Raw genomic sequence first — 20,787 nt, forward strand, 5'->3', positions numbered from 1 at the left:
AACTGCTTGGCCAGCAAGCTCGCGCGCGCGGCGGGGAGGGAGGCGCGGGCCGGGTTAGTCATAAGTCTCATGCTTTTTGTCGTCCATTTCGTGAGCGGCCAACTTGCGTTGGCGTTCGCTGCCCTTGAAGATTCTGCGGATCACCACGAAGAATACCGGCACCAGGAACACTGCCAGCACCGTCGCCGTGATCATGCCGCCCATGACGCCGGTGCCGATGGCGCGCTGGCTGGCCGAGCCGGCGCCGGTGGCGATCACCAGCGGCAGCACGCCGAGGATGAACGCGAGCGAGGTCATGATGATGGGGCGGAAGCGCAGGTGCACCGCCTCCAGCGTCGCCTCGATCAGGCCCATGCCCTGCGCCTGCAGGTCCTTGGCGAATTCGATGATCAGGATCGCGTTCTTGGCCGACAGGCCGATAATCGCGATCAGGCCGACCTTGAAGTATACGTCGTTGGGCAGGTCGCGGATGTGGGCGCCGAGCAGCGCGCCCAGGATCCCCAGCGGCACCACCAGCAGCACCGCGACCGGGATCGATTCGCTTTCATACAGCGCGGCCAGCACCAGGAAGGCGGCCAGCATCGACAGCGCGAACAGCGCCGGCGCCTGCGAACCGGAGGTTTTCTCCTCCAGCGACTGGCCGGTCCATTCGATGCTGAAGCCGGGCGGCAGTTGCGTGGCCAGGCGTTCCAGTTCGGCCATGGCCTCGCCGGTGCTGCGTCCCGGGGCGGCGTCGCCGGTCAGCTTGATGGCCGGATAGCCGTTGTAGCGCACCAGCTGCACCGGGCCGTTGATCCAGCGCGTGCTGGCAAAAGCGGACATCGGCACCATGCCGCCCGAGGCGCTGCGCACGTTCAGGCGCATCAGGTCCTCCGGTTGCAGGCGCTGCGGCGCATCGGCCTGCACGATGACGCGCTGCTGGCGTCCGCTGCTGGTGAAGTCGTTGACATAGCTCGACCCCAGGCCCACCGACAGCAGGCTGTTGATGTCGGCGAACGCCACGCCCAGCGCGTTGGCCTTGTCGCGGTCGACGTCGATCTGCAGTTGCGGCGCGTCTTCCAGGCCCTCGGGGCGCACGCCCTTGAGGATCTCGCTCTTGCCGGCCAGGGACAGCAACTGGTTGCGGGCGTCGAGCAGGCCGGCGTGGCCGGCGCCGGCGCGGTCCTGCAGGCGCGCGGTGATGCCGGTGGCGTTGCCCAGTTCGCGGATCGGCGGAGGGCTGAGCGGGAAGACCACGGCGTCGGCGATGCCCGACAGGGCGCGCAGCGCGCGCGCGGCGACCTTGTCTGCGGCGTCGTCCGGACCGCGCTCGCTCCAGTCCTTGAGCGGCACGAACACCAGGCCGACGTTCTGGCCGGCGCCGGAGAAGCTGAAACCGGCCACCGCGATGGTGCGGGCCACGGCCGGCTGCTTGTGCAGGTAGTCCTCGACCTGGGCCAGCACGGCCTCGGTGCGGCTGCGCGAGGCGCCCGGCGGCAGCTGGACGTTGGCGATGATGTAGCCCTGGTCCTCGTTCGGCAGGAACGACGACGGTAGGCGCGCGTACAGCCAGCCGACCACGCCGCAGATGAGCAGGAACACGATCATGAAGCGGCCGGTGCGCGTAAGCATCTTGGCGATCATGCCCTGGTAGCCGGTGGCGGTGACGGCGAACTTGCGGTTGAACCAGCCGAAGAAACCCTTCTTCTCGATGTGGTGCCCCGCCTCGACCGGTTTCAAAATAGTGGCGCACAGCGCCGGCGTCAGCGTCAGCGCCATCAGCGCCGAGAACACCATGGCCGACACCATCGCCAGCGAGAACTGGCGGTAGATCGCGCCGACGGCGCCGCCGAAGAAGGCCATCGGGATGAACACGGCGATCAGCACCAGGGTGATGCCGACGATGGCGCCGGTGATCTGCGACATCGCCTTGCGGGTGGCGTCGCGCGGCGACAAGCCTTCCTCGCTCATGATGCGCTCGACGTTTTCGACGACGACGATGGCGTCATCGACCAGGATGCCGATCGCCAGCACCATGCCGAACATGGTGAGCACGTTGATCGAGAAGCCGGCCAGCTGCATCACGGCGAAGGTGCCCATCAGCGCGATCGGCACGACGATGGTCGGGATCAGGGTGTAGCGCAGGTTCTGCAGGAAGATGTACATGACGATGAACACCAGCAGCACCGCCTCGAACAGGGTTTTGACCACTTCCTCGATCGAGATCTTGACGAAGGTCGAGGTGTCGTACGGCACGGTGTACTTCAGGCCCGGCGGGAAGAACTTGGACAGCTCGTCCATCTTGGCGCGCACCAGCGTGGCGGTGGCCAGCGCGTTGCCGGTCAGCGATTGCTGCACGGCGACGGCGACGAACGGTTTGCCGTCGAGGCGGGCGCTGCGGCTGAAGTTGGCGCCGGCCATCTCGATGCGGGCCACGTCGCTCAACCGCACGAAGGAACCGTTGGTGTTGGCGCGCAGGACGATCTTGCCGAATTCCTCCGGCGACGTCATCTGGCCTTGCACGACGATGGGCGCGGCGTAGGCCTGCGATTCGGGCGACGGCAGGTCGCCCAGGGTGCCGGCGGTGACTTGCGCGTTCTGGGCGCGGATGGCGGCGGTGACCTCGGCCATCGTCAGGCGCAGGCCGAGCAGCTTGGCCGGATCGATCCAGATGCGCATGGCGCGCTCGGTGCCGAACAGCTGGGCCTGGCCGACACCAGGCAGGCGCTTGATTTCATTGACGACGTTGCGCGCCAGGTAGTCGCCGATGGCGGCCGTGTCCATCTTGCCGTCGGTCGACGAGGCGCCGACGAACATCAGGATGTTGCTGCGCGCTTTGTTGACGTTGACGCCCTGTTGCGTGACCGCCTGCGGCAGGCGAGATTCGACCCGCTTGATGCGGTTTTGCACGTCGACAGAGGCCAGGTCGGGGTTGGTGCCGGGCAGGAAGGTGACGGTGATCGATACCGCGCCGTTGCCGTCGCTGACCGACTCGACATATTGCAGGCCGTCGGCGCCGTTCATTTCCTGTTCGATCACGCTGGTGACGGCGTCGTCGAGGATCTGGGCGGTCGCGCCCGGGTAGTTGGCGTCGATGACGATCGACGGCGGCGCGATGGTCGGGTATTGCGCCACCGGCAGCAGGGTGATCGACAGCGCGCCGCCGATCAGGATGAACAACGCGATCACCCACGCGAAAACGGGGCGGTCGATGAAGAACTTTGCCATCTGGTCTCCCGATTATTTGGTGGCGGCGGCGGGAGCGGCTGCGGGGGCAACTGCGGGGGCGGCGCCGACCGGACCCTTCCAGGCTTCCGGCGTGACGGTGGCGCCGGGCTTGGCCTTCTGGAAACCCTCGACGATGACGCGTTCTCCGCCCTTGAGGCCGGAGCTGATGACCCAGCTGCCGTTCTGCGCGGCGTCGGCCTTGACCGGCTGGGCGCTGACCTTGTTGTCGGCGCCGACGATGAGCACGGAGGCGCCATCGGTGCCGCGCACCACGGCCTGTTGCGGTACGGTGATGGCGGCCTCGTTGACGCCTTGCTCCAGGCGGGTGCGCACGTACATGCCCGGCAGCAGGGTGCGGTTGGGATTCGGGAACTCGGCGCGCATCGACACCGAGCCGGTGGTCTGGTCGACCGAGACGTCGGCGAACAGCAGCTTGCCCGTTTGCGGATAGGTCTGGCCGTCCTCGGTTACCAGCGAGACGCGGGCTTCGTCCTTGCCGGCGCTTTTCAGTTTGCCGTCGGCCAGCGCCCGGCGCAGCTTGAGCAGCTCGGTCGACGATTGCGTGATGGTGACGTAGATCGGATCGAGCTGCTGCACCGTGGCCATCGGCGTGGCTTCTCCCTGGCCCACCAGCGCGCCCTCGGTCACCAGCGCGCGGCCGATGCGGCCGGCGATCGGCGCGGTGACGGTGGCGTAACCCAGGGTCAGGCCGGCGTTGGTGCGCGCCGCTTTGGCGGTGGCCAGGTCGGCGCGGGCCTGCTTCTGCGAGGTGACGGCGTCGTCGTATTCCTGCTGGCTGACGGCCTGGGCGGCCAGCAGCGGCGTGTAGCGCTTGACGCGCAGGTCGGCCTGGGCCAGGTTGGCCTCGGCGCGGCCGACGGCGGCCTGGGCGCTGTCGAACGAGGCCTGGAAGCTGGCCGGATCGATGCGGAACAGCACCTCGCCGGCCTTGACGTCGCCGCCTTCCTTGAACACCCGTTTCAGCACGATGCCGGCGGTGCGCGCGCGGACCTCGGCGATGCGCGAGGCCTCGGTGCGGCCGGGCAGTTCGCTGGTCAGCGTGATGCTGGCCGGCGCGACCGTGACAACCGCCACCTTCGGCGGCGGCGGGGCGGCGGGCGCGGCGTCTTTCTTACCGCAGGCGCTCAGCCCTGCAGCGGCGAGAGTGAGGGCGGCGCAGGCGAATACGGTGGAACGAGGGACGGATCTCATTGGATGGTCTCTGAAAGAATAGTGTTGGACGTTTGCCAGCCGGAGCGGTTGCCGGCTGAGGCTGCAACATTGTAATACAGTCAGTTATGTAACGTTTTGTATATATCCGTTTGTGGCGAGTTGCGCGAAATTGCCGCATTTTGGTGCAAGATGGCCGTGGGCCGGTGGCCGGATTTTGACCATTGGTTGCCGAGAAGTCGTCATAAAAGGCAAAGGGCGGGAGGACGGCCAACGCCGTGCTCCCGCCCCTTCCGGTCAGACCCGGCCCGTCATGCCGGGGTCAGCGCATGCCGGAGATGATTTGTTTCAGTTTGCCCGAATCGGCGCAGAAGGCGCGGATGCCTTCGGCCAGCTTCTCGGACGCCATCTGGTCCTCGTTGAGCTGGAAGCGGAAGGTTTTCTCGTCCTGGGTCAGTTTGATGATGCCCGACGACGGCACTTTGTCGGCGCTGAGCTTGCGTTCGACCGGGCCGTCGGTGTCGGCCAGCTTTTGCAGCAGCTCCGGACTGATGGTGAGCAGGTCGCAGCCGGCCAGTTCCAGGATCTGGCCGGTGTTGCGGAAGCTCGCGCCCATGACCTCGGTCTTGTAGCCGAACTTGCGGTAGTAGTTGTAGATGCGCTTGACCGATTGCACGCCCGGGTCTTCGGCGCCCGTGTAGTCAAGGCCGGTGGATTTCTTGTACCAGTCGTAGATGCGGCCGACGAACGGCGAGATCAGCTGGGCGCCGGCGTCGGCGCAGGCGATCGCCTGGCCCAGCGAGAACAGCAGGGTCATGTTGCAGCGGATGCCTTCCTTTTCCAGGATCTCGGCGGCGCGGATGCCCTCCCAGGTGGCGGCCATCTTGATGAGCACGCGTTCGCGCCCGATGCCGGCCGCCTCGTACAGCTTGATCAGGTCGCGGCCCTTGGCCACCGAGCCCTCGACGTCGAACGACAGGCGGGCGTCGATCTCGGTCGACACGCGGCCCGGGATGATGCGCAGGATCTGCTTGCCGAAGGCCACCAGCAGGTGGTCGATGGTGTCCGGGATCGAGCGGTCGAGGTTGTCGCGCACGGCTTTTTCCAGCAGCGGCTTGTATTCGTCCTTTTGCACCGCCTTGAGGATCAGCGACGGGTTGGTGGTGGCGTCGCGCGGCGTGTAGGCCTGGATCGACTGGAAGTCGCCGGTGTCGGCGACCACGGTGGTGAATTGCTTGAGCTGTTCGAGTTGGTTCATGTGCGCTGCCAATCAGAGGTAAGGGGATTGCGTTGTCTTATTGTACTCAAGCCAGCCGCAGAGAGAAAGCAAGCGTGCGCGATAGTGGTTATATTGGGATTCGATCGTAGGAACGGTGTGTGCATCGCGTGGTTCCACGTAGGGTGGATTAGGCGGAACGCCGTAATCCGCCAATGCATGAGCCGTCGAGACGCATGCATGGCGGATTACGCTTCGCTAATCCGCCCTACGTGTCTCCCGGGGGGGGGGCATGGTTCGGCGGGCTTACTCTCAGCCCGCGCGGGCGGCGATCAGGCGGGCGATTTCCTCGAGCAGCACTTCGAAGCGGATCGGCTTGCGGAAGAAGGTGTCGTAAGGCACCACTTCGTCCTTGCGCGGGATGCCGGCGCTGGCCAGGATGAAGGGGATGGCGGCCAAGTGCGGGTCGGCTCGCCATTGCAGGCACAGCTGGGCGCCGTCCATCACCGGCATCATGTAGTCGGAGACGATGATGTCCGGGCGTTCGCGCGCGGCCGCCTCCAGCGCCTCGGCGCCGTTGCCGGCGGTGCGCACGCGGTAGCCGCGGTATTCGAACAGCATCGTGTACGCCGACAGGACGTCGAACTCGTCGTCGACCACCAGGATGATTTTTCCATCCGGGTTGGCGTCCATGATAGCCGGGGAGTCGCTCATGTCATCTCGCTATAGCGTCTGCGGCGGCACGACCGGGCCGAACACGGCGCCCTCGATCGTCATGCCTTCGTCGGTGATGAGCAGGATGTGGTTGGCCGCGTCGTAGCTGTTCTCGCGCAGCTTGAGCACGCCGATCTGGCGCCGGTTGATGCCGCGCACGTCGACATAGCGCATCAGGATGATGTTTTCAAACAACATCGAGGCCGACACTTCGCTGTGCGCCGGCCCGGTGCCGAAGTACGGCAGCTCTTGCGTGAAGAAGCTCGTCACGTTGCGGCAGCGCAGTTCGTTCACCAGCGCGGCCAGGAACGAGCGCGAGCGGCCGTCGTGGATGACGATCTCGCGCAGGCCGTCGAGGCCGTCCATCAGCAGGCGCGTGACGCCGCGCCGCTCGACATTGCGCAGCATTTCCTGGGCCATGGCGTCGACCAGCACCTCGAGCGGTGGGTGCCAGATGATCTCGAGCGCGCCGCTGTCGTAATACGGGCGCATGTCCATGCCGACGCTGACCGACTTTTCCAGCAGCCGCAGCGGCGACTCGTAGAAGCCGGCGATCAAGCAATTTTCCCCGCGTTTCAGTCCCTCGTAGATGAAATGCAGGCCCATCAGCGTCTTGCCGACGCCGGGGTTGCCCAGCAGCGCCGTGGTCGAGCCGCGCGCCACGCCGCCGTTGGTCAGTTTGTCCCAGCCGGCGATGCCGAAGCCGAGGCGCTGGCGCGAGACGGCCGGCGTGGCGCCGGAAACGGTGCTGACGGCCTCCAGGCGCGGGTAGATGGCGACGCCGTCGACGCCGACCTCGAACACGTGGCGACCCAGCAGGTGCTTGCTGCCGCGCAACTTAAACACCTTGATCTCGCGGATCAGCTGCAAGCCCTGCTCATATTGGCTCAGTTCGATCAAGCCGTCGACCAGGGTGTTTTCCGAGTCGGCCACGTTGCCCTCGGTGGGCGAGAGCAGGAAGGTGGTGCACTGCATGGTCGCCACCAGCGAATTGAGCGAGAGCATGAACTCCGACAGCGCCACGTCCGACGGCTTGGCCTCGCGCACGGTGCGGAAACCGTCGATGATCATGATGTCGGGGCGCTGGTCGGCCAGGGTGGAGGCGATCGACTTGAGCAGCTCGCGCAGGCCGCCCTTGAGCAGTTCGTTGTAGGCGCCGAGGAAGATGATGCGCTCGCCGACCAGTTTCTCGTCGAAGAAGGAGAAGCTGCTCAGGTGGTTGAGCATCTTGCCGTGGGTTTCGGCGATCAGGGTCAGGATCAGCACCTTCTTGCCCTGGTGGGCGTGCTGGAAACCGATCTGGCAGGCCAGGGTGGTCTTGCCGCTGCCGGCCAGGCCCTGGATCAGATACAGGCTGTGGGCCGGAAAGCCGCCGCCGAGGATCTGGTCGAAACCGGACACGCCCGTCTGCAGCAGCGGCATGCGCACTGCGGGTTGGGCGGTATGGGAGGTAAAGGTAGTCATGTCCACTCTCGGGGGCTCGTCGGCCACGAACGTACTGCATGTGCAAACGGCAATGTTGCCTGCGTAAAAAACAGACACACTGTAGCACAGCAACAATTATAGGAGGCCTCGCGCGAAGCCCGCGTACGCCAGCACACCCACGGGAGCAGGTAGTGGTTTTTTTGTAAGCCGAGAGCTTAGCCGATGAAGGAGTCGAATTGCAAGTCGAACTCTTGCAGCGCCTTTTGGGCGTTCTGCATCTTCTTGCGAAATTCGGGGCCGCGCTGCAGCGCCAGGCCGACGGCCAGCACGTCGATGACGACGAGATACGCCAGGCGCGCCGAGATCGGCGTGTAGGGGTCGATGTTGAAGATCAGGTCGATCGGGATGAGCACCGTGGCCAGGTCGGCCAGCGGGGTGCCGGACGGCGCCAGCACGATGACGTCGGCGCCGCCACGGCGGGCCAGCTTGATCGAACGCACCAGCGACGGGCTGTTGCCGCGCTGGGAAATGGCGACCACGGCGTCACCGGTGCGCAACAGGGCGGCGGCGATGCTGTGGATGTGCGGGTCGGCGTAGGCCACCGTCGGCACGCCGGAGCGGAAGAACTTGTGCTGGGCGTCGGCGGCGACGATGCCGGACGTGCCCTGGCCGTAGAACTCGATCTTGTTGGCCTTCGCCAGGATGTCGAGCGCCTTCTGGATGGCGTCCGGGTCGAGGTTGTTGCGCAGGTCGAGCAGGGTGTTGATCGAGCGGCTGCAAATCTTGTTGACCAGGTCGGCCGCGAGGTCGTCCTGGGTCGGCTGCTCGTTCAGGCCCGGCAGGGCCAGCGCCAGCCCCTGCGCCAGTTTCAGCTTGAACTCGTGCCAGCCGTCGTAACCCAGCGTGCGGCAAAAGCGCACCACGGTCGGCTCGGACACTTGCGCGCTTTTGGCGAGCGCGGTGATGTTCTGGCTGACCGTCTGGCCGGGGTGGTCGAGCACGGCCAACGCGACTTTGCGCTCCGATTTGGAGAGCGAGTCGAGCTGGGTGCGGATGGAGTCGAGCAGCATCGGAGCGTTAGGGCTTTTAGTCTTCCGGCAGCGCTTCTTCGCGCCACTGCAGGCCGTCGCGGCCGATCAGCGCGGAGGCGGCGGCCGGACCCCAGGTGCCGGAGGCGTACGGAATCGGATAGCTGTCGTCGCTTTCCCAGTTGTTCAGGATCGGCTCGACCCATTCCCATGCCGCTTCCAGTTCGTCGCCGCGCATGAACAGGGTCAATTGGCCGCGCAGCACGTCCAGCAGCAGGCGCTCGTAGGCGTCCATGCGGGGCGATTTGAACGATTCGCGGAAGTCCAGTTCCAGCTCGGCCTGTTTCAGGCGCATGCCGTCGCCGGGCGTCTTGGCCATCAGGTTCATACGCAGGCCCTCGTCGGGCTGCAGGCGGATGACCAGCGAATTGGGCTGGAAGCTGTTGGTCGGCTGGGCGAAGATCGAGTGCGGGATCTGCTTGAAGCGCACGACGATCTCGGCCAGGCCGTCGGCCATGCGCTTGCCGGTGCGCAGGTAGAAAGGCACGCCGGCCCAGCGCCAGGTGTCGATTTCCGCCTTCATGGCGACAAAGGTTTCGGTGCGCGAGTGTTCCGGCGCGTCCGGCTCGTCGCGGTAGCTCGGCACGGCCTTGCCGTCCACGTGGCCGGCGCGGTACTGGCCGCGCACGATGTTTTGCGCCAGGGTGGTCGGCGTGAATTTTTTCAGCGAGCGCAGCACTTGCAGCTTGGCGTCGCGCACGGCGTCCGGGGCGATCGAGGTCGGCGGCTCCATGGCGACGATGCACAACAGTTGCAGCAGGTGGTTTTGCAGCATGTCGCGCAGCGCGCCCGACGTGTCGTAGTAACCCATGCGGTTGCCGACGCCGAGTTTTTCGGCGATGGTGATCTGCACGTCGGAGATCCATTCGCGGCGCCACAGCGGCTCGAACAGGATGTTGCCGAAGCGCAGGGCCAGCAGGTTCTGCACGGTTTCCTTGCCGAGGTAGTGGTCGATCCGGTAAATCTGCGATTCCTCGAAGACTTTGCCCACTTCGGCGTTGATCTGCTTGGCCGAGGCGAGGTCGCGCCCGAGCGGCTTTTCCAGCACCACGCGCGAGTTCTTGGTGACCAGGCCGTTCTCTTTGAGGTTGTCGCAGATCTGCGAGAAGATCGCCGGCGGCGTGGCCAGGTAGTAGACGCGGGTGATGGCGTCGTCCTTGCGCAGCGCCTCGACCAGGTTCTTGTAGCTGGCGCTGTCGGTGGCGTTCAAGGACACGTAGACGATGCGCGCGGTGAAGCGGGTCCAGGCGGCCGGGGTGATGGCCGGCGACTTGACGTGGGGCTTGGAGGTGGTTTCGACCGTATGCAGGAAGTCCTCCTGGCTGGCGTCCGCGCGGCCGACGCAGATGATGCGCGCGGTCGGGGGCAAGTCGTTGGCCACGTCGCGGGCGTACATCGCCGGCAGCAATTTGCGCATCGCCAGATCGCCGCTGCCGCCGAACAGAACCAGATCAAAATCGGTAAGAGCCATAATTGAGAGTCGTCGCAAGAGTAGGGTGTGCCTGAATGGGAGGTCGCTGCAGAGCGCCGCCGCCGGCTTGACACTATAACCGGAGGCGATTTTTCATTGTGTAAATTTACTACGGTAAGCGGTGAAATGCAAGTAATTTTACTACATTTCGTTGGTGTTTTTGTTATGGGTTTGCGGTCTTGGGAGTGAAGCTACTATACAGTGTCGCGCCGGTTTTTGCCGGGGTGTGGCGGAGGCCGTGGCGGCGCGTTGGCGGATTACGGCGTGCCGCCTAATCCGCCCTACGTGGATCCGTGGTTTGTCCAGGCCACGTGGCGCCTGGCCACGCCGTATGCGCGACATCGGAAACACGTAGGGCGGATTAGCGCAGCGTAATCCGCCATGTGCGAGCCGTCTGCGGCACAAATTAATTCCGGTACGGTGGATTTACGCGGCCGGCGACATCCACCCTGATCGCCAGCAGCTTGCCGCTGAGCGGGTACTGTTCCAGCTCGGCGGCCGGGCGTTCGCCGGCGCTGGTGACATATAAGGTGCGCAAATCGGCGCCGCCGAAGGCCAGCATCGTCGGGCAGCGCAGCGGCAGCTTGATCTCGTCGAGCAGTTCGCCCTCGGGCGACAGCTTGACCAGCCGCCCGCCCTCGAACAGCGCGCTCCAGTAGTTGCCGTCGCTGTCGACCGCCGCGCCGTCCGGACGGCCGCCGTAATTAATGGCCTTGTCGGCCGAGAACTGCATGAACGGCCGCTGGTTTTCCACGGTGCCGGCGTCGACGTCGAAGTCGAAGCGCCGCACCAAATGCGCCGTGGTATCGGCGTGGTACATGGTCTTGCCGTCCGGGCTAAAAGCGAGGCCGTTCGAGTTGGTCATGCCGCCCGACCAGGCCTTGCGGATCTCGCCCTGTTCCAGCACGAACATCTCGGCGGCCGGCCGGTCGCGCGGCTCGTAGATGGTGCCGACCCAGAAACGCCCGGCCGGATCGACCCGGCCGTCGTTGAAGCGGGCCAGCGAGGTGTCGTACGGCGCCGGCGCGATCTCGGTGATGCGGACTTCGTCGCTGCCGGTGTCGAGGTGGTAAAAGCCGCTGCGCATGGCGACGATCAAGCCGCCGTTGTCGCTGACGGCCAGGCTGGCCGGTTCGCTCGACAAACGCCACGACCGGTGCTCGCCGCTGGCCGGGTCGAGCCGGTGCACGGTAAAGGCGGGGATGTCGACCCAGTACAGCGCCTGCTCCCCCTCGTGCCACAGCGGGCATTCGCCGGTTTGCATGACGGCGTCGTAGGCCACTTCGATGTGCGGTGCGCTCATGGTCATCCTCGGATTAAATGTGCTGGGCCGCTTTGGCCATGACGATCAGGCCATTGGTCGAGCTGTCGTGGCGCTCCGGCTGGACGTCGCCCGTCAATTCGGCGTGGATGTTCTTGGCCAGCACCTTGCCCAGCTCCACACCCCACTGGTCGAAGCTGTTGACGTCCCACAGCACGCCTTGCACGAAGGTCTTGTGCTCGTACAGCGCGATCAGCGCGCCCAGCGTCGTTGGCGTCAACTGATCCATCAGGATGGTGTTGGACGGGCGGTTGCCGGGGAAGGTCTTGTGCGGCACCAGCGCCTCGATTTCCTCGGCGCCCAGCTTTTGCGCGGTCAGGTCGGCGCGCACTTCGTCGGCGGTCTTGCCGGTCATGAACGCTTCCGACTGGGCGAAGCAGTTGGCCAGCAGCGAGTCGTGGTGGCCCGGCAGGTCGTGCGTGGCGCGCAAGGTGGCGATGAAGTCGATCGGCGTGACGTCGGTGCCCTGGTGCAGCAGCTGGAAGTAGGCGTGCTGCGCGTTGGTGCCGCATTCGCCCCAGACGACAGGGCAGGTTGGCGTGTCGACTTCGGCGCCGTCGCGGGTGACGCGCTTGCCGTTGCTTTCCATGTCGAGCTGCTGCAGGTAGGCCGGGAAGCGGTTCAAATCCTGGTGGTAGGGCGCGATCGACAACGAGCCGGCGCCGAGGAACTGGCGGTTCCAAAAGCCGACCATGGCCAGCAGCACCGGCATGTTCTGTTCCAACGGGGCGGTGCGGAAGTGCTCGTCCATGGCGTGGGCGCCGGCCAGGAAGTCGCTGAAGTAGCCGTAGCCGACCGCCAGCGCAACGGCCAGGCCGATCGCCGACCAGACGGAATAGCGGCCGCCGACCCAATCCCAGAACGGGAACATGTTGGCCGGGTCGATGCCGAAGGCCTTGACCGCCTCGGTGTTGGTGGAGACGGCGACGAAGTGGCGCGCCAGATCTTCTTCCTTGGCCGTTTTGAGGAACCAGGTGCGCGCGGTGCCGGCGTTGAGCATGGTCTCGGCCGTGACGAAGGTCTTGGAGGCGATGATGAACAGCGTGGTTTCGGGATCGACCTGGGCCAGCGCGGCGTCCATGTCATGGCCGTCGACGTTGGAGACGAAGTGCATCTTCAGGCGCGGGTGGGCGTACGAGCGCAGCGCCAGCACGGCCATTTTCGGGCCCAGGTCCGAGCCGCCGATGCCGACGTTGACGACGTCGGTGATCGGTTTGCCCGTGTGGCCGAGCCAGGCGCCAGAGCGGACCTGGTCGGTGAATTCCTTGACATGGTCGAGCACGGCGTGGACGTCGCCGCTGACATCCTGGCCGTCAACGGTGAAATTTTTGCCGCGCGGCAATCTCAGCGCGGTATGCAGCACGGCGCGATGTTCTGTAATATTGATCTTCTCGCCATTGAACATGGCGTCGCGCTTGGCTTCGACGCCGCGCTCGCGGGCCAGGTCGAGCAGCAGGTCGACGGTGGTGCCGGTCAGGCGGTTCTTGGAATAATCGAGGAACAGGCCGGCCGCATCGACCGTCAGGGTCGGGAATCGCTTGGCGTCGTGCGCGAACAGTTGGCGCAATTGCCAGTGTTTGGCGTCGGCGGCGTGGGATTCGAGGGCTTTGAAGCTGGCGAGGGTGGTCAGGGCGGGCTGGCGCATAATGGTCGGGCGTCTTCGTCTGATGGGTAGGAGGGGATGCGTGAATAATACAGGAAAACCCGGTAAATTCACTACGACACTATTGAAAGAATAGAATTTTTATCGCCCTGGAGGTGGTTTTTCCTGCATGCCAGGATGCTTTTCCGGTGCCGGCGGTCGCCAGCGTTTGCCAGCTAAAGATAGAAAAAAACGGTCGGTTTTGAGATTTTGTAGTAAAATTTCAGGGAATTCATTCATAAGGAACAATCATGGCGTTGCATCCGGTCTTGGAAACTGTCACCGCTCGCATCATCGAGCGTAGCAAACCTTCGCGCGGCGCGTACCTGGCGCACCTGGAGGCGGCTCGTGTAAAGGGCGTGCAGCGCGGCGCCCTGGCGTGCACGAACCTGGCGCACGGTTTTGCCGCCTTCCCCGCCAACGACAAGCTGTCGTTGAAGGAATTGAAAAAGCCCTCGGTGGCGATCGTCTCGGCCTACAACGACATGCTGTCGGCGCACCAGCCGTTCGAGGGCTTCCCGGCGCTGATCAAGGACGCCGTGCGCGAAGTGGGCGCCGTGGCGCAGTACGCCGGCGGCACGCCCGCCATGTGCGACGGCGTCACGCAGGGCCAGCCGGGCATGGAGCTGTCGCTGTTCTCGCGCGACGCCATCGCCATGGCGACCGCCATCGCGCTGTCCCATAATATGTTCGACTCGGCCGTCTACCTGGGCGTGTGCGACAAGATCGTGCCGGGCCTGCTGATCGGCGCGCTGCACTTCGGCCACCTGCCAGCCGTGTTCGTGCCGGCCGGCCCGATGACGACCGGCCTGTCGAATTCCGAGAAAGCGAAAATTCGCCAGCTGTACGCACAGGGCAAGGTCGGCCGCGCCGAGCTGCTCGAGGGCGAATCGCAGTCCTACCACGGCGCCGGCACCTGTACCTTCTACGGCACCGCCAACAGCAACCAGATGCTGATGGAGGTCATGGGCCTGCACCTGCCGGGCGCCGCCTTCATCACCCCGAACACGCCGCTGCGCGACGAGTTGACCAAGGCCGCCGCCCGCCGCGCGGCCGTCATCACGGCGCAGTCGAGCGAGTACCTGCCGGTCGGCCATGTGGTCGACGAGAAGTCCATCGTCAACGCCATCGTCGCGCTGCTGACCACCGGCGGCTCGACCAACCACACGCTGCACCTGGTGGCCATCGCCAAGGCGGCCGGCATCGTCATCGACTGGGACGACTTCGACGAGCTGTCGAAAGTGGTGCCGCTGCTGACGCGCATCTACCCGAACGGCAACGCCGACGTGAACCACTTCCACGCCGCCGGCGGCACCGGCTTCGTGATCCGCGAACTGCTCAACGGCGGCCTGCTGCACGACGACGTCACCACCATCCTGGGCAAGGGCTTGCGCGCGCACTGCACCGAGCCGTTCCTGGGCGAAGCCGGCCAGGGCGTGGTCTGGCGCGACGCGCCGGCCGAATCGGGCGACGAAGCGGTACTGCGCAAGATCACCGCGCCGTTCTCGCCGGACGGCGGCACGGTGCTGGTCAAGGGTAACCTGGGCCGCGCGGTGATGAAGGTGTCGGCCGTGAAGCCGGAGCACCAGACGGTGGAAGCGCCGGCGCTGGTGTTCAACTCGCAGGAAGATTTCATGGACGCCTACAAGGCCGGCCAGCTCGATCGCGACTTCGTCGCCGTGCTGCGCTTCCAGGGCCCGCGCGCCAACGGCATGCCGGAACTGCACGCGCTGACGCCGGCGCTGGCCAACCTGCAGGACGCCGGCCGCCACGTGGCGCTGGTGACCGACGGCCGCATGTCGGGCGCTTCCGGCAAGGTGCCGGCGGCGATCCACGTGTCGCCGGAGATCCTGGCCGGCGGTCCGCTGGGCCGCGTGCGCGACGGCGACATCATCCGCGTCTGCGCCAAGAACGGCGCGCTGGAAGCGCTGGTGGAGCCGGGCGTCTGGGCCGCGCGCGAACAGGCCACGGCCGACCTGACGCCGAACGGCGTGGGCATGGGCCGCGAGCTGTTCGCCATGTTCCGCAACAGTGTGTGCGAGGCGGAGAAGGGCGCGACCACGTTCCCGCTGCCGTCGCCGATTCCGACGATCGTCGGCCTGCATGACAAAGACCCGGTCGGCAATACCGTGCCGGGTTCCGATGAAGATTTCTCGATGAAGAAAGAAGCCTAAGCCATGACGATGACCCTGCTCGAAATTATGCGTACCTCGGCCGTGATCCCGGTGATCGCGATTGACGAACCTGAACACGCCGTCCCGCTGGCGCGCGCGCTGGTAGCCGGCGGCATCCGCGTGCTCGAAGTGACCCTCCGCACCAAGCACGGCCTGGGCGCGATCCGCGCCATGTCGGAAGTGGAAGGCGCCATCGTCGGCGTCGGCACGTTGACGCAGCCGGAAGAATTCGCCGCCGCGCGCGACGCCGGCGCGGTGTTCGGCGTCTCGCCGGGCCTGACGGCGGCGCTGATCGCCGCCGCCAAGAGCAGCGGCCTGCCGCTGCTGCCTGGCGTGATGACGCCGTCGGAAGTGATGGCCGCGCGCGAGCAGGGCTTCCGTCAACTGAAGCTCTTCCCGGCGGTGCCGGCCGGCGGCATCGGCATGCTCAACGCGATCAATGGCCCGCTGCCGGATGTGACGTTCTGCCCGACCGGCGGCATTTCGCAGGAGACGGCGTCGCAGTTCCTGGCGCTGAAGAACGTCGCCTGCGTGGGCGGCTCGTGGTTGACGCCGAAGGACGCCATCGCCGCCGGCGACTGGGGCCGCATCACCGACCTGGCCAAGGCGGCCAGCGGTTTGCGCTAAAACCGGAACGACGCCTCGGCGTCGTTTTTTTATGGCGCGGCGCCAAGCAGTCGCTGATCGAGTTCTTCGCGCAGCACCTTGCGTAGTCCGGCTAAGGTCAGTGGCTGATTGTCCTTGTTGCGCTTGTCGATGTTCTTTATGGCGTCGCGGAGTGTGGCGTTAATCATGGTTTGATAGCCGGTTCCCTGTGCCTCGGCCTCATCGCGGAAATAGGCAATGACATCGTCGTCCAGCATAATGGTGATGCGCGTCTTTCCGGTCGGGTCGATGATCGGCCCGCGCTTGCCTTTGCTGAAATCGTATTCCTTATCCATGGTATTGCTCCGCTTCGCCTTTGCTGGCCTTGCGCGCGGAGATTACTCTTGTCCGGTTCCCGCGCTGAGTGTGAATGACTACTAGAATTCTGCCGATGCCGTCAGCGCCCACTGTGCAGAATCTCTGTTACCCATTCTCATCGAAAATTTCGATTGTGATGCACATCGGGTCGTTCAGCGCGTCCTCCGCCTGAGAGAAGCTGACTTTATGCTTGATGAGGTTTGACCTTGCCTTGACAGGATCGAACTCGATTTCGTGAGTGTGATTATGCATATAGTATGCATATACAGTCAAGATGGCTCGCGTGCGTTGATCAAACTCGCCCAATAAGCAAATTTGTGAGCGATTCTAGTGCTTGCTCGGTGATAAACCGCCGGGGTCAACCGCCGGGGCTGGTGCGCCTAGACCGATTTTTGGATATGCTCGCGCAGCCATTGGTGGGCGGGGTCGCGGTGCGAGCGCTCGTGCCAGAGCATCGCCATCTCGTAGCCGGGGACGTGGACCGGCGGCTCGACCACTTTGAGTCCGTGGTTGTCGCGCACCAGACGCTCCGGCAGCATCGCCACCATGTCCGTGCTGTGCAAAACCGACACCATAAACAGGAAATGCGGCACCGACAGCGCCACCCGGCGCGACAGGCCGACTTGCGCCAGCGCCGCGTCGGTGACGCCGTGAAAGCCGCCGCCGTCGGACGACACCAACACGTGCTCCAGCGCGCAATATTGCTTCAGGGTCGGCTTGCGCTTCAGGCGCGGGTGGTCGGCGCGGCCCGCCAGCACATAGCGCTCGACGAACAGCGTGCGCCGCCGCATAACCGGCGGCGAGCCTTCGGTGGTGTGGAAGGCGAGGTCGATTTCGCCTTGCTCCGCTTGCCGCGCGATGCGTGCCGGATTCATCTCCAGCACGGCCAGCCGGGTGCCGGGCGCCAGCGCCCTCAGGCCGGAAAGCGCTGGCAGCAGGATCGTCGATTCGCCGTAGTCGGTGGCGGCGACGCGCCAGGTCTGGTCCGCATTTGACGGTTCGAATGGCTGCGCCGGCGACACCGCGCGCCCGAGCGCCTCCAACGCCTGCCGCAAGGGTTCGCGCAGCTCCTCGGCCCTGGCGGTCGGCTTCATACCGCGTGGTCCGGGCAGCAGCAGCGGGTCGCCGAAGATGTCGCGCAGCTTGGCCAGATGCACGCTGATCGACGGCTGCGAAAAATTGAGCCGCCGCGCCGCGCGCGTGACGTTGTGCTCCGAGAGCAGGACGTCGAGCGTCACCAGCAGATTGAGGTCGAGCCGCCGCAAATTATCCATCGAAATTATTCCTGTTGATACCTGCTATGTCGGGAATTCATTTCCAATATACCTGAGGCGGGCCCACGCTGTGTGCTTTCCATCAGGAGGCACCATCATGAACGTCCTTATCGTCTACGCCCATCCCGAGCCACAGTCCCTGAACGGCTCAATCAAAAACTTCACCGTCGAACGTCTCGAAGCGGCCGGCCATGCCGTGCAGGTGTCCGACCTGTATGCGATGAACTGGAAACCCGCGCTGGACGCGGACGACAGCCTCGATGGCCCGGCGACCGGGCGCTTCGACGCCGCGCTCGATTCCAAGCGCGCCTTCGACGCCGGCCGGCAGAGCGCGGACATCGCCCTCGAACAGCAAAAGCTGATGTGGGCCGATACCGTGATCCTGCAGTTTCCGATGTGGTGGTTCTCGATGCCGGCGATTTTGAAGGGCTGGGTCGAAAGGGTCTATGCCCATGGTTTCGCCTACGGCGTGGGGGAGCACTCGGACCGCCGCTGGGGCGACCGCTATGGCGAGGGGAGTTTGGCGGGCAAGCGCGCGATGCTGGTTGTGACCACCGGCGGTTGGGAACCCCACTACAGCCCGCGCGGCATCAACGGCCCGATCGACGACATCCTGTTCCCGATCCAGCATGGCATTTTGTACTACCCGGGCTTCGACGTGCTGCCGCCGTTCGTTGTGTACCGCACCAGCAGGGTGGACGAGGCGCGCTTCGACACCATCCGCGAGGATCTGGGACGGCGTCTCGACACGCTGGCGACGACCACACCGATCGCCTTCCGTCCGCAGAACGGCGGCGACTATGACATTCCGCAGCTAACCTTGCGCGACGACGTGGCGCCCGGCCGCACCGGATTCGCCGCGCACCGGAAAGCCTAAATCAGGCAGCGTCGCCCTCAAGGACAAACAGGCCTGCCTTGCTGGCCAGTTCCAGCACCGGCGCTGCCTGCGCCTTGTCGTGGAAGTACAGGATGTTGGTGTCGTCCCAACCGGCGGCACAGATGCAGCCAAGTTCCGGCATGATCAGGAACTGGGATGGAGGATGGTGTTTGTCGTAGCGCGACTGGATCAGGAAGCCGTCGCGGTTGGTGTAGCGCTTGATGACGGTGTTGGCCTTGGCGGGCCAGCGGCCCCGGTAGCGCAGCGTGTACACCGGCGTCAGGTCGTACAGCGCCGCCCAGTGGGCCAGCATCTTCTGATTCCGGCGTTCACGCTCCTCGCCTTCGAAACAGGCCATCAGGTGCCATTCCGATTCGTCGTCGAGCCAGTGGTCGAACACTGAGATCGCCACGCGCTGCATGCCGCCATCGGCGCCGAGCTGCCAGATGTCTTTCAGGCCGGGAAATTGCTGGTTTATTTGTTCTGCAAGGTTCGCGTCAACGCGAGACAACATCTTCATACTATCCTTTGAATCATACTGGGCGACGCTCGAGTATATACTTCCTTGATCAAAGGGGAGGGCGCAATGAAGGAGTTTCGGTTCAATGTATTCGGGCGGCTGATCGCGATACGCGGCGAGGCGGGGGAACGGCGGACGTTCGAGCTGGGCGCGGAGGGCAAGCGTCGCCCGGCGGACTTCATCGTTCCCGACGACGTCGCCGACGAGGAGTTGTGCGAATACCTGTTCGATCTGTTTCACGAGGATGCGACGCCGCGCAATAGCGTGGTCACGCAGATTGTCTAAGGCCGAAGACGCATGCGTAATCCAATCGGCGACATCGTAAACCCCATCAATTCCTCCGGCTCCTTGCCGTCGACCGTGTCGATCGACGCGATAGCGAAGCTGTTCAGCAGCATGGCGCTGGCGAGCTTGATCTCCAGCAGCGCCAGGTAGCGCCCGGGGCAGGTGCGCACGCCGGCGCCGAACGGCATCGACAGGTGCTTGTCGATCGCCTCGTCGCCGCTGCGCAGCCAGCGCTCCGGATCGAAGGCGTCGGCGCGCGGCACGTGCGCCTCGTCGACGCTGTCGTTGCGCATCACGCACCAGACCAATCCTCCCTTGGGGATGCGCACGCCGCCGATGACGGTCTCGCGCAAGGCTTCGAGCGGAATGAACGGCGCCACCGGCTTGAGGCGCATCGCCTCCTGCGCGCAGGCGTCCAGGTAATCCAGGCCGTCCATCTGCGCGATCGTCAACGCCGCCGGATCGGGCGCCACGCGCGCCACCTCGTCGCGCGCCTTGCGCAGCGCCGCCGGATTTTTCTGCAGCAGATACAGCATCCACGCCAGGGTGTGGCTGGTGGTGTCCTCGCCCGCCAGCAGCATCGTCATGACGTTGCCGGCGATGGCGCGGTCGTCGATGCCGCCGCCCTCGTCGGCCGCGCAGATCATCGCGTCGAGCAAGTGGGCCGGACGCTCGCGCCGCGCCGGTTCGGCGACCAGCCGCGCGCGCGCCGAGGCGATCAGCGCGTCGATCGAGTCGTTGAGCGCGGCCACGCTCGTGTCGAGTTGCCGGTCCTGCGGCAGGCGCACGTAGCGCCAGTAAGGCACCAGCGCGATGGTGCGGCGCGCCACCGCCGGCAGGATGATGTCCAGGTGGCGCTGGATGACGTCTTCGCCGCCGTCGATGGTGTTGACGTCGGTGCCGAACGCCAGCCCGGCGATGACGTCCACGCTGAAGCGTTTGAGGTCGTCGGTCAGGTCGATCGTCTGGCCGCCGGCCGCCGCGCGCCGCCAGTGCTCGCGCAGCCGCAGCGCCACCGCCACCAGCGCCGGGAAGTAGGCCTTGACCGCGTGCGGCGACAGCGCCGCCATCACCATGCGGCGCTGCTCGCGCCAGGTTGCGCCCTCGGCCACGAACACGCCCGGGCGCCCGCCCATTTCCTCGCCCACGTCGCTGGTGATCGCGGGCCGGCGGAAGCCGTCGGGCCGGTCGCGCAGCGCGGCGCCGACCAGCTCGTGGCTGGCCAGCACCACGATGTCGGTGCGGCCGAAGCGGATCTTGAACAGCGGGCCGTATTGGCGGCTCCAGGCTTCGACGTCCTGGTGGATGCGCAGAGGCCTGATCTGCGGCAGGTTGCCCACCAGCGGCCATGCGGCCGGGCCGGGCAGGTCGGCGATTTCACGCGCTGCAAGTGGTAAGGTGTGTTCCATCATCGGTGTCTCCATGGTTCGGCATTGTCCC

18 protein-coding genes are annotated in these 20,787 nt (G+C 65.4%); 4 read left to right on the forward strand and 14 right to left on the reverse strand.

All coding sequences use genetic code 11. The features are described 5' to 3' along the window. Window positions 1-54: 54 nt before the first annotated feature. The 9 genes from NHH88_09010 to pgi all read right to left on the reverse strand — a co-directional run bounded on the left by NHH88_09010 (window position 55) and on the right by pgi (window position 13,257). The gene (locus tag NHH88_09010) at window positions 55-3,207 is read right to left on the reverse strand and encodes an efflux RND transporter permease subunit (protein USX15901.1); all 3,153 of its coding nucleotides are present in this window, start codon (window positions 3,205-3,207) and stop codon (window positions 55-57) included. 12 nt (window positions 3,208-3,219) lie between these two features. Beyond that, complete coding sequence (locus tag NHH88_09015; GenBank protein ID USX15902.1) at window positions 3,220-4,419, reverse strand: efflux RND transporter periplasmic adaptor subunit; 1,200 nt, start codon at window positions 4,417-4,419, stop codon at window positions 3,220-3,222. Between the two features lie 280 nt (window positions 4,420-4,699). Next, window positions 4,700-5,635, reverse strand: a complete 936-nt coding sequence (gene tal / locus NHH88_09020; GenBank protein ID USX15903.1) for a transaldolase — start codon at window positions 5,633-5,635, stop codon at window positions 4,700-4,702. 270 nt (window positions 5,636-5,905) lie between these two features. After that, on the reverse strand, window positions 5,906-6,307 hold the full coding sequence (locus NHH88_09025; GenBank protein ID USX15904.1) for a response regulator: 402 nt from the start codon (window positions 6,305-6,307) through the stop codon (window positions 5,906-5,908). Between the two features lie 9 nt (window positions 6,308-6,316). After that, on the reverse strand, window positions 6,317-7,771 hold the full coding sequence (locus NHH88_09030) for a recombinase RecA (GenBank protein ID USX15905.1): 1,455 nt from the start codon (window positions 7,769-7,771) through the stop codon (window positions 6,317-6,319). Window positions 7,772-7,947: 176 nt separating this feature from the next. Then, the gene (locus NHH88_09035) at window positions 7,948-8,802 is read right to left on the reverse strand and encodes an SIS domain-containing protein (protein USX15906.1); all 855 of its coding nucleotides are present in this window, start codon (window positions 8,800-8,802) and stop codon (window positions 7,948-7,950) included. Window positions 8,803-8,818: 16 nt separating this feature from the next. Beyond that, a complete protein-coding gene (zwf, locus tag NHH88_09040; GenBank protein ID USX15907.1) occupies window positions 8,819-10,291 on the reverse strand; it encodes a glucose-6-phosphate dehydrogenase in 1,473 nt (490 codons plus the stop codon). Window positions 10,292-10,697: 406 nt separating this feature from the next. Further along, window positions 10,698-11,594 (reverse strand): SMP-30/gluconolactonase/LRE family protein, encoded by an 897-nt coding sequence (locus NHH88_09045; GenBank protein ID USX15908.1) that lies wholly within the window; start codon window positions 11,592-11,594, stop codon window positions 10,698-10,700. A 13-nt stretch (window positions 11,595-11,607) separates the two neighbouring features. Then, window positions 11,608-13,257 (reverse strand): glucose-6-phosphate isomerase, encoded by a 1,650-nt coding sequence (gene pgi, locus NHH88_09050; protein USX15909.1) that lies wholly within the window; start codon window positions 13,255-13,257, stop codon window positions 11,608-11,610. A gap of 248 nt (window positions 13,258-13,505) precedes the next feature. Between pgi and edd the strand changes: the two genes are divergently transcribed. Continuing rightward, complete coding sequence (gene edd, locus NHH88_09055; GenBank protein ID USX15910.1) at window positions 13,506-15,428, forward strand: phosphogluconate dehydratase; 1,923 nt, start codon at window positions 13,506-13,508, stop codon at window positions 15,426-15,428. Between the two features lie 3 nt (window positions 15,429-15,431). Next, the gene (eda, locus tag NHH88_09060) at window positions 15,432-16,055 is read left to right on the forward strand and encodes a bifunctional 4-hydroxy-2-oxoglutarate aldolase/2-dehydro-3-deoxy-phosphogluconate aldolase (GenBank protein USX15911.1); all 624 of its coding nucleotides are present in this window, start codon (window positions 15,432-15,434) and stop codon (window positions 16,053-16,055) included. A gap of 29 nt (window positions 16,056-16,084) precedes the next feature. On the opposite strand, the gene NHH88_09065 is transcribed toward eda, so the two are convergent. From NHH88_09065 to NHH88_09075, 3 genes are all read right to left on the reverse strand, one after another. Continuing rightward, window positions 16,085-16,369, reverse strand: a complete 285-nt coding sequence (locus NHH88_09065; protein ID USX15912.1) for a BrnA antitoxin family protein — start codon at window positions 16,367-16,369, stop codon at window positions 16,085-16,087. Next, complete coding sequence (locus NHH88_09070) at window positions 16,362-16,481, reverse strand: BrnT family toxin (GenBank protein USX15913.1); 120 nt, start codon at window positions 16,479-16,481, stop codon at window positions 16,362-16,364. Before NHH88_09070 ends, NHH88_09065 begins: the two co-directional genes overlap by 8 nt. A gap of 290 nt (window positions 16,482-16,771) precedes the next feature. Continuing rightward, the gene (locus tag NHH88_09075; protein ID USX15914.1) at window positions 16,772-17,665 is read right to left on the reverse strand and encodes a LysR family transcriptional regulator; all 894 of its coding nucleotides are present in this window, start codon (window positions 17,663-17,665) and stop codon (window positions 16,772-16,774) included. Between the two features lie 97 nt (window positions 17,666-17,762). On the opposite strand from NHH88_09075, the gene NHH88_09080 reads away from it, so the two are divergent. Further along, window positions 17,763-18,542 carry an NAD(P)H-dependent oxidoreductase gene (locus NHH88_09080; GenBank protein ID USX15915.1) on the forward strand — a complete coding sequence of 260 codons (780 nt, stop codon included), beginning with the start codon at window positions 17,763-17,765 and terminating at the stop codon, window positions 18,540-18,542. A 1-nt stretch (window position 18,543) separates the two neighbouring features. On the opposite strand, the gene NHH88_09085 is transcribed toward NHH88_09080, so the two are convergent. Then, window positions 18,544-19,056: a hypothetical protein gene (locus tag NHH88_09085; protein USX15916.1), complete on the reverse strand. Its 513-nt coding sequence runs from the start codon at window positions 19,054-19,056 to the stop codon at window positions 18,544-18,546. A 72-nt stretch (window positions 19,057-19,128) separates the two neighbouring features. Here NHH88_09085 and NHH88_09090 point away from each other — a divergent pair, with 72 nt between their 5' ends. Further along, the gene (locus NHH88_09090; GenBank protein ID USX15917.1) at window positions 19,129-19,347 is read left to right on the forward strand and encodes a hypothetical protein; all 219 of its coding nucleotides are present in this window, start codon (window positions 19,129-19,131) and stop codon (window positions 19,345-19,347) included. On the opposite strand, the gene NHH88_09095 is transcribed toward NHH88_09090, so the two are convergent. After that, window positions 19,344-20,756 (reverse strand): cytochrome P450, encoded by a 1,413-nt coding sequence (locus NHH88_09095; protein USX17302.1) that lies wholly within the window; start codon window positions 20,754-20,756, stop codon window positions 19,344-19,346. The two genes, NHH88_09090 and NHH88_09095, sit on opposite strands and share 4 nt — an antisense overlap. Window positions 20,757-20,787: the final 31 nt, after the last annotated feature.

It is taken from the genome of Oxalobacteraceae bacterium OTU3CAMAD1 (assembly GCA_024123915.1).
Taxonomy (GTDB): domain Bacteria; phylum Pseudomonadota; class Gammaproteobacteria; order Burkholderiales; family Burkholderiaceae_D; genus Rugamonas.

Excerpts from the sequence above, each read along its gene's own strand:
- NHH88_09010 (USX15901.1), bottom strand. The coding sequence starts at position 3,207 with ATGGCAAAGTTCTTCATCGACCGCCCCGTTTTCGCGTGGGTGATCGCG.
- NHH88_09015 (USX15902.1), bottom strand. The coding sequence starts at position 4,419 with ATGAGATCCGTCCCTCGTTCCACCGTATTCGCCTGCGCCGCCCTCACT.
- tal (USX15903.1), bottom strand. The coding sequence starts at position 5,635 with ATGAACCAACTCGAACAGCTCAAGCAATTCACCACCGTGGTCGCCGAC.
- NHH88_09025 (USX15904.1), bottom strand. The coding sequence starts at position 6,307 with ATGAGCGACTCCCCGGCTATCATGGACGCCAACCCGGATGGAAAAATC.
- NHH88_09030 (USX15905.1), bottom strand. The coding sequence starts at position 7,771 with ATGACTACCTTTACCTCCCATACCGCCCAACCCGCAGTGCGCATGCCG.
- NHH88_09035 (USX15906.1), bottom strand. The coding sequence starts at position 8,802 with ATGCTGCTCGACTCCATCCGCACCCAGCTCGACTCGCTCTCCAAATCG.
- zwf (USX15907.1), bottom strand. The coding sequence starts at position 10,291 with ATGGCTCTTACCGATTTTGATCTGGTTCTGTTCGGCGGCAGCGGCGAT.
- NHH88_09045 (USX15908.1), bottom strand. The coding sequence starts at position 11,594 with ATGAGCGCACCGCACATCGAAGTGGCCTACGACGCCGTCATGCAAACC.
- pgi (USX15909.1), bottom strand. The coding sequence starts at position 13,257 with ATGCGCCAGCCCGCCCTGACCACCCTCGCCAGCTTCAAAGCCCTCGAA.
- edd (USX15910.1), top strand. The coding sequence starts at position 13,506 with ATGGCGTTGCATCCGGTCTTGGAAACTGTCACCGCTCGCATCATCGAG.
- eda (USX15911.1), top strand. The coding sequence starts at position 15,432 with ATGACGATGACCCTGCTCGAAATTATGCGTACCTCGGCCGTGATCCCG.
- NHH88_09065 (USX15912.1), bottom strand. The coding sequence starts at position 16,369 with ATGGATAAGGAATACGATTTCAGCAAAGGCAAGCGCGGGCCGATCATC.
- NHH88_09075 (USX15914.1), bottom strand. The coding sequence starts at position 17,665 with ATGGATAATTTGCGGCGGCTCGACCTCAATCTGCTGGTGACGCTCGAC.
- NHH88_09080 (USX15915.1), top strand. The coding sequence starts at position 17,763 with ATGAACGTCCTTATCGTCTACGCCCATCCCGAGCCACAGTCCCTGAAC.
- NHH88_09085 (USX15916.1), bottom strand. The coding sequence starts at position 19,056 with ATGTTGTCTCGCGTTGACGCGAACCTTGCAGAACAAATAAACCAGCAA.
- NHH88_09090 (USX15917.1), top strand. The coding sequence starts at position 19,129 with ATGAAGGAGTTTCGGTTCAATGTATTCGGGCGGCTGATCGCGATACGC.
- NHH88_09095 (USX17302.1), bottom strand. The coding sequence starts at position 20,756 with ATGGAACACACCTTACCACTTGCAGCGCGTGAAATCGCCGACCTGCCC.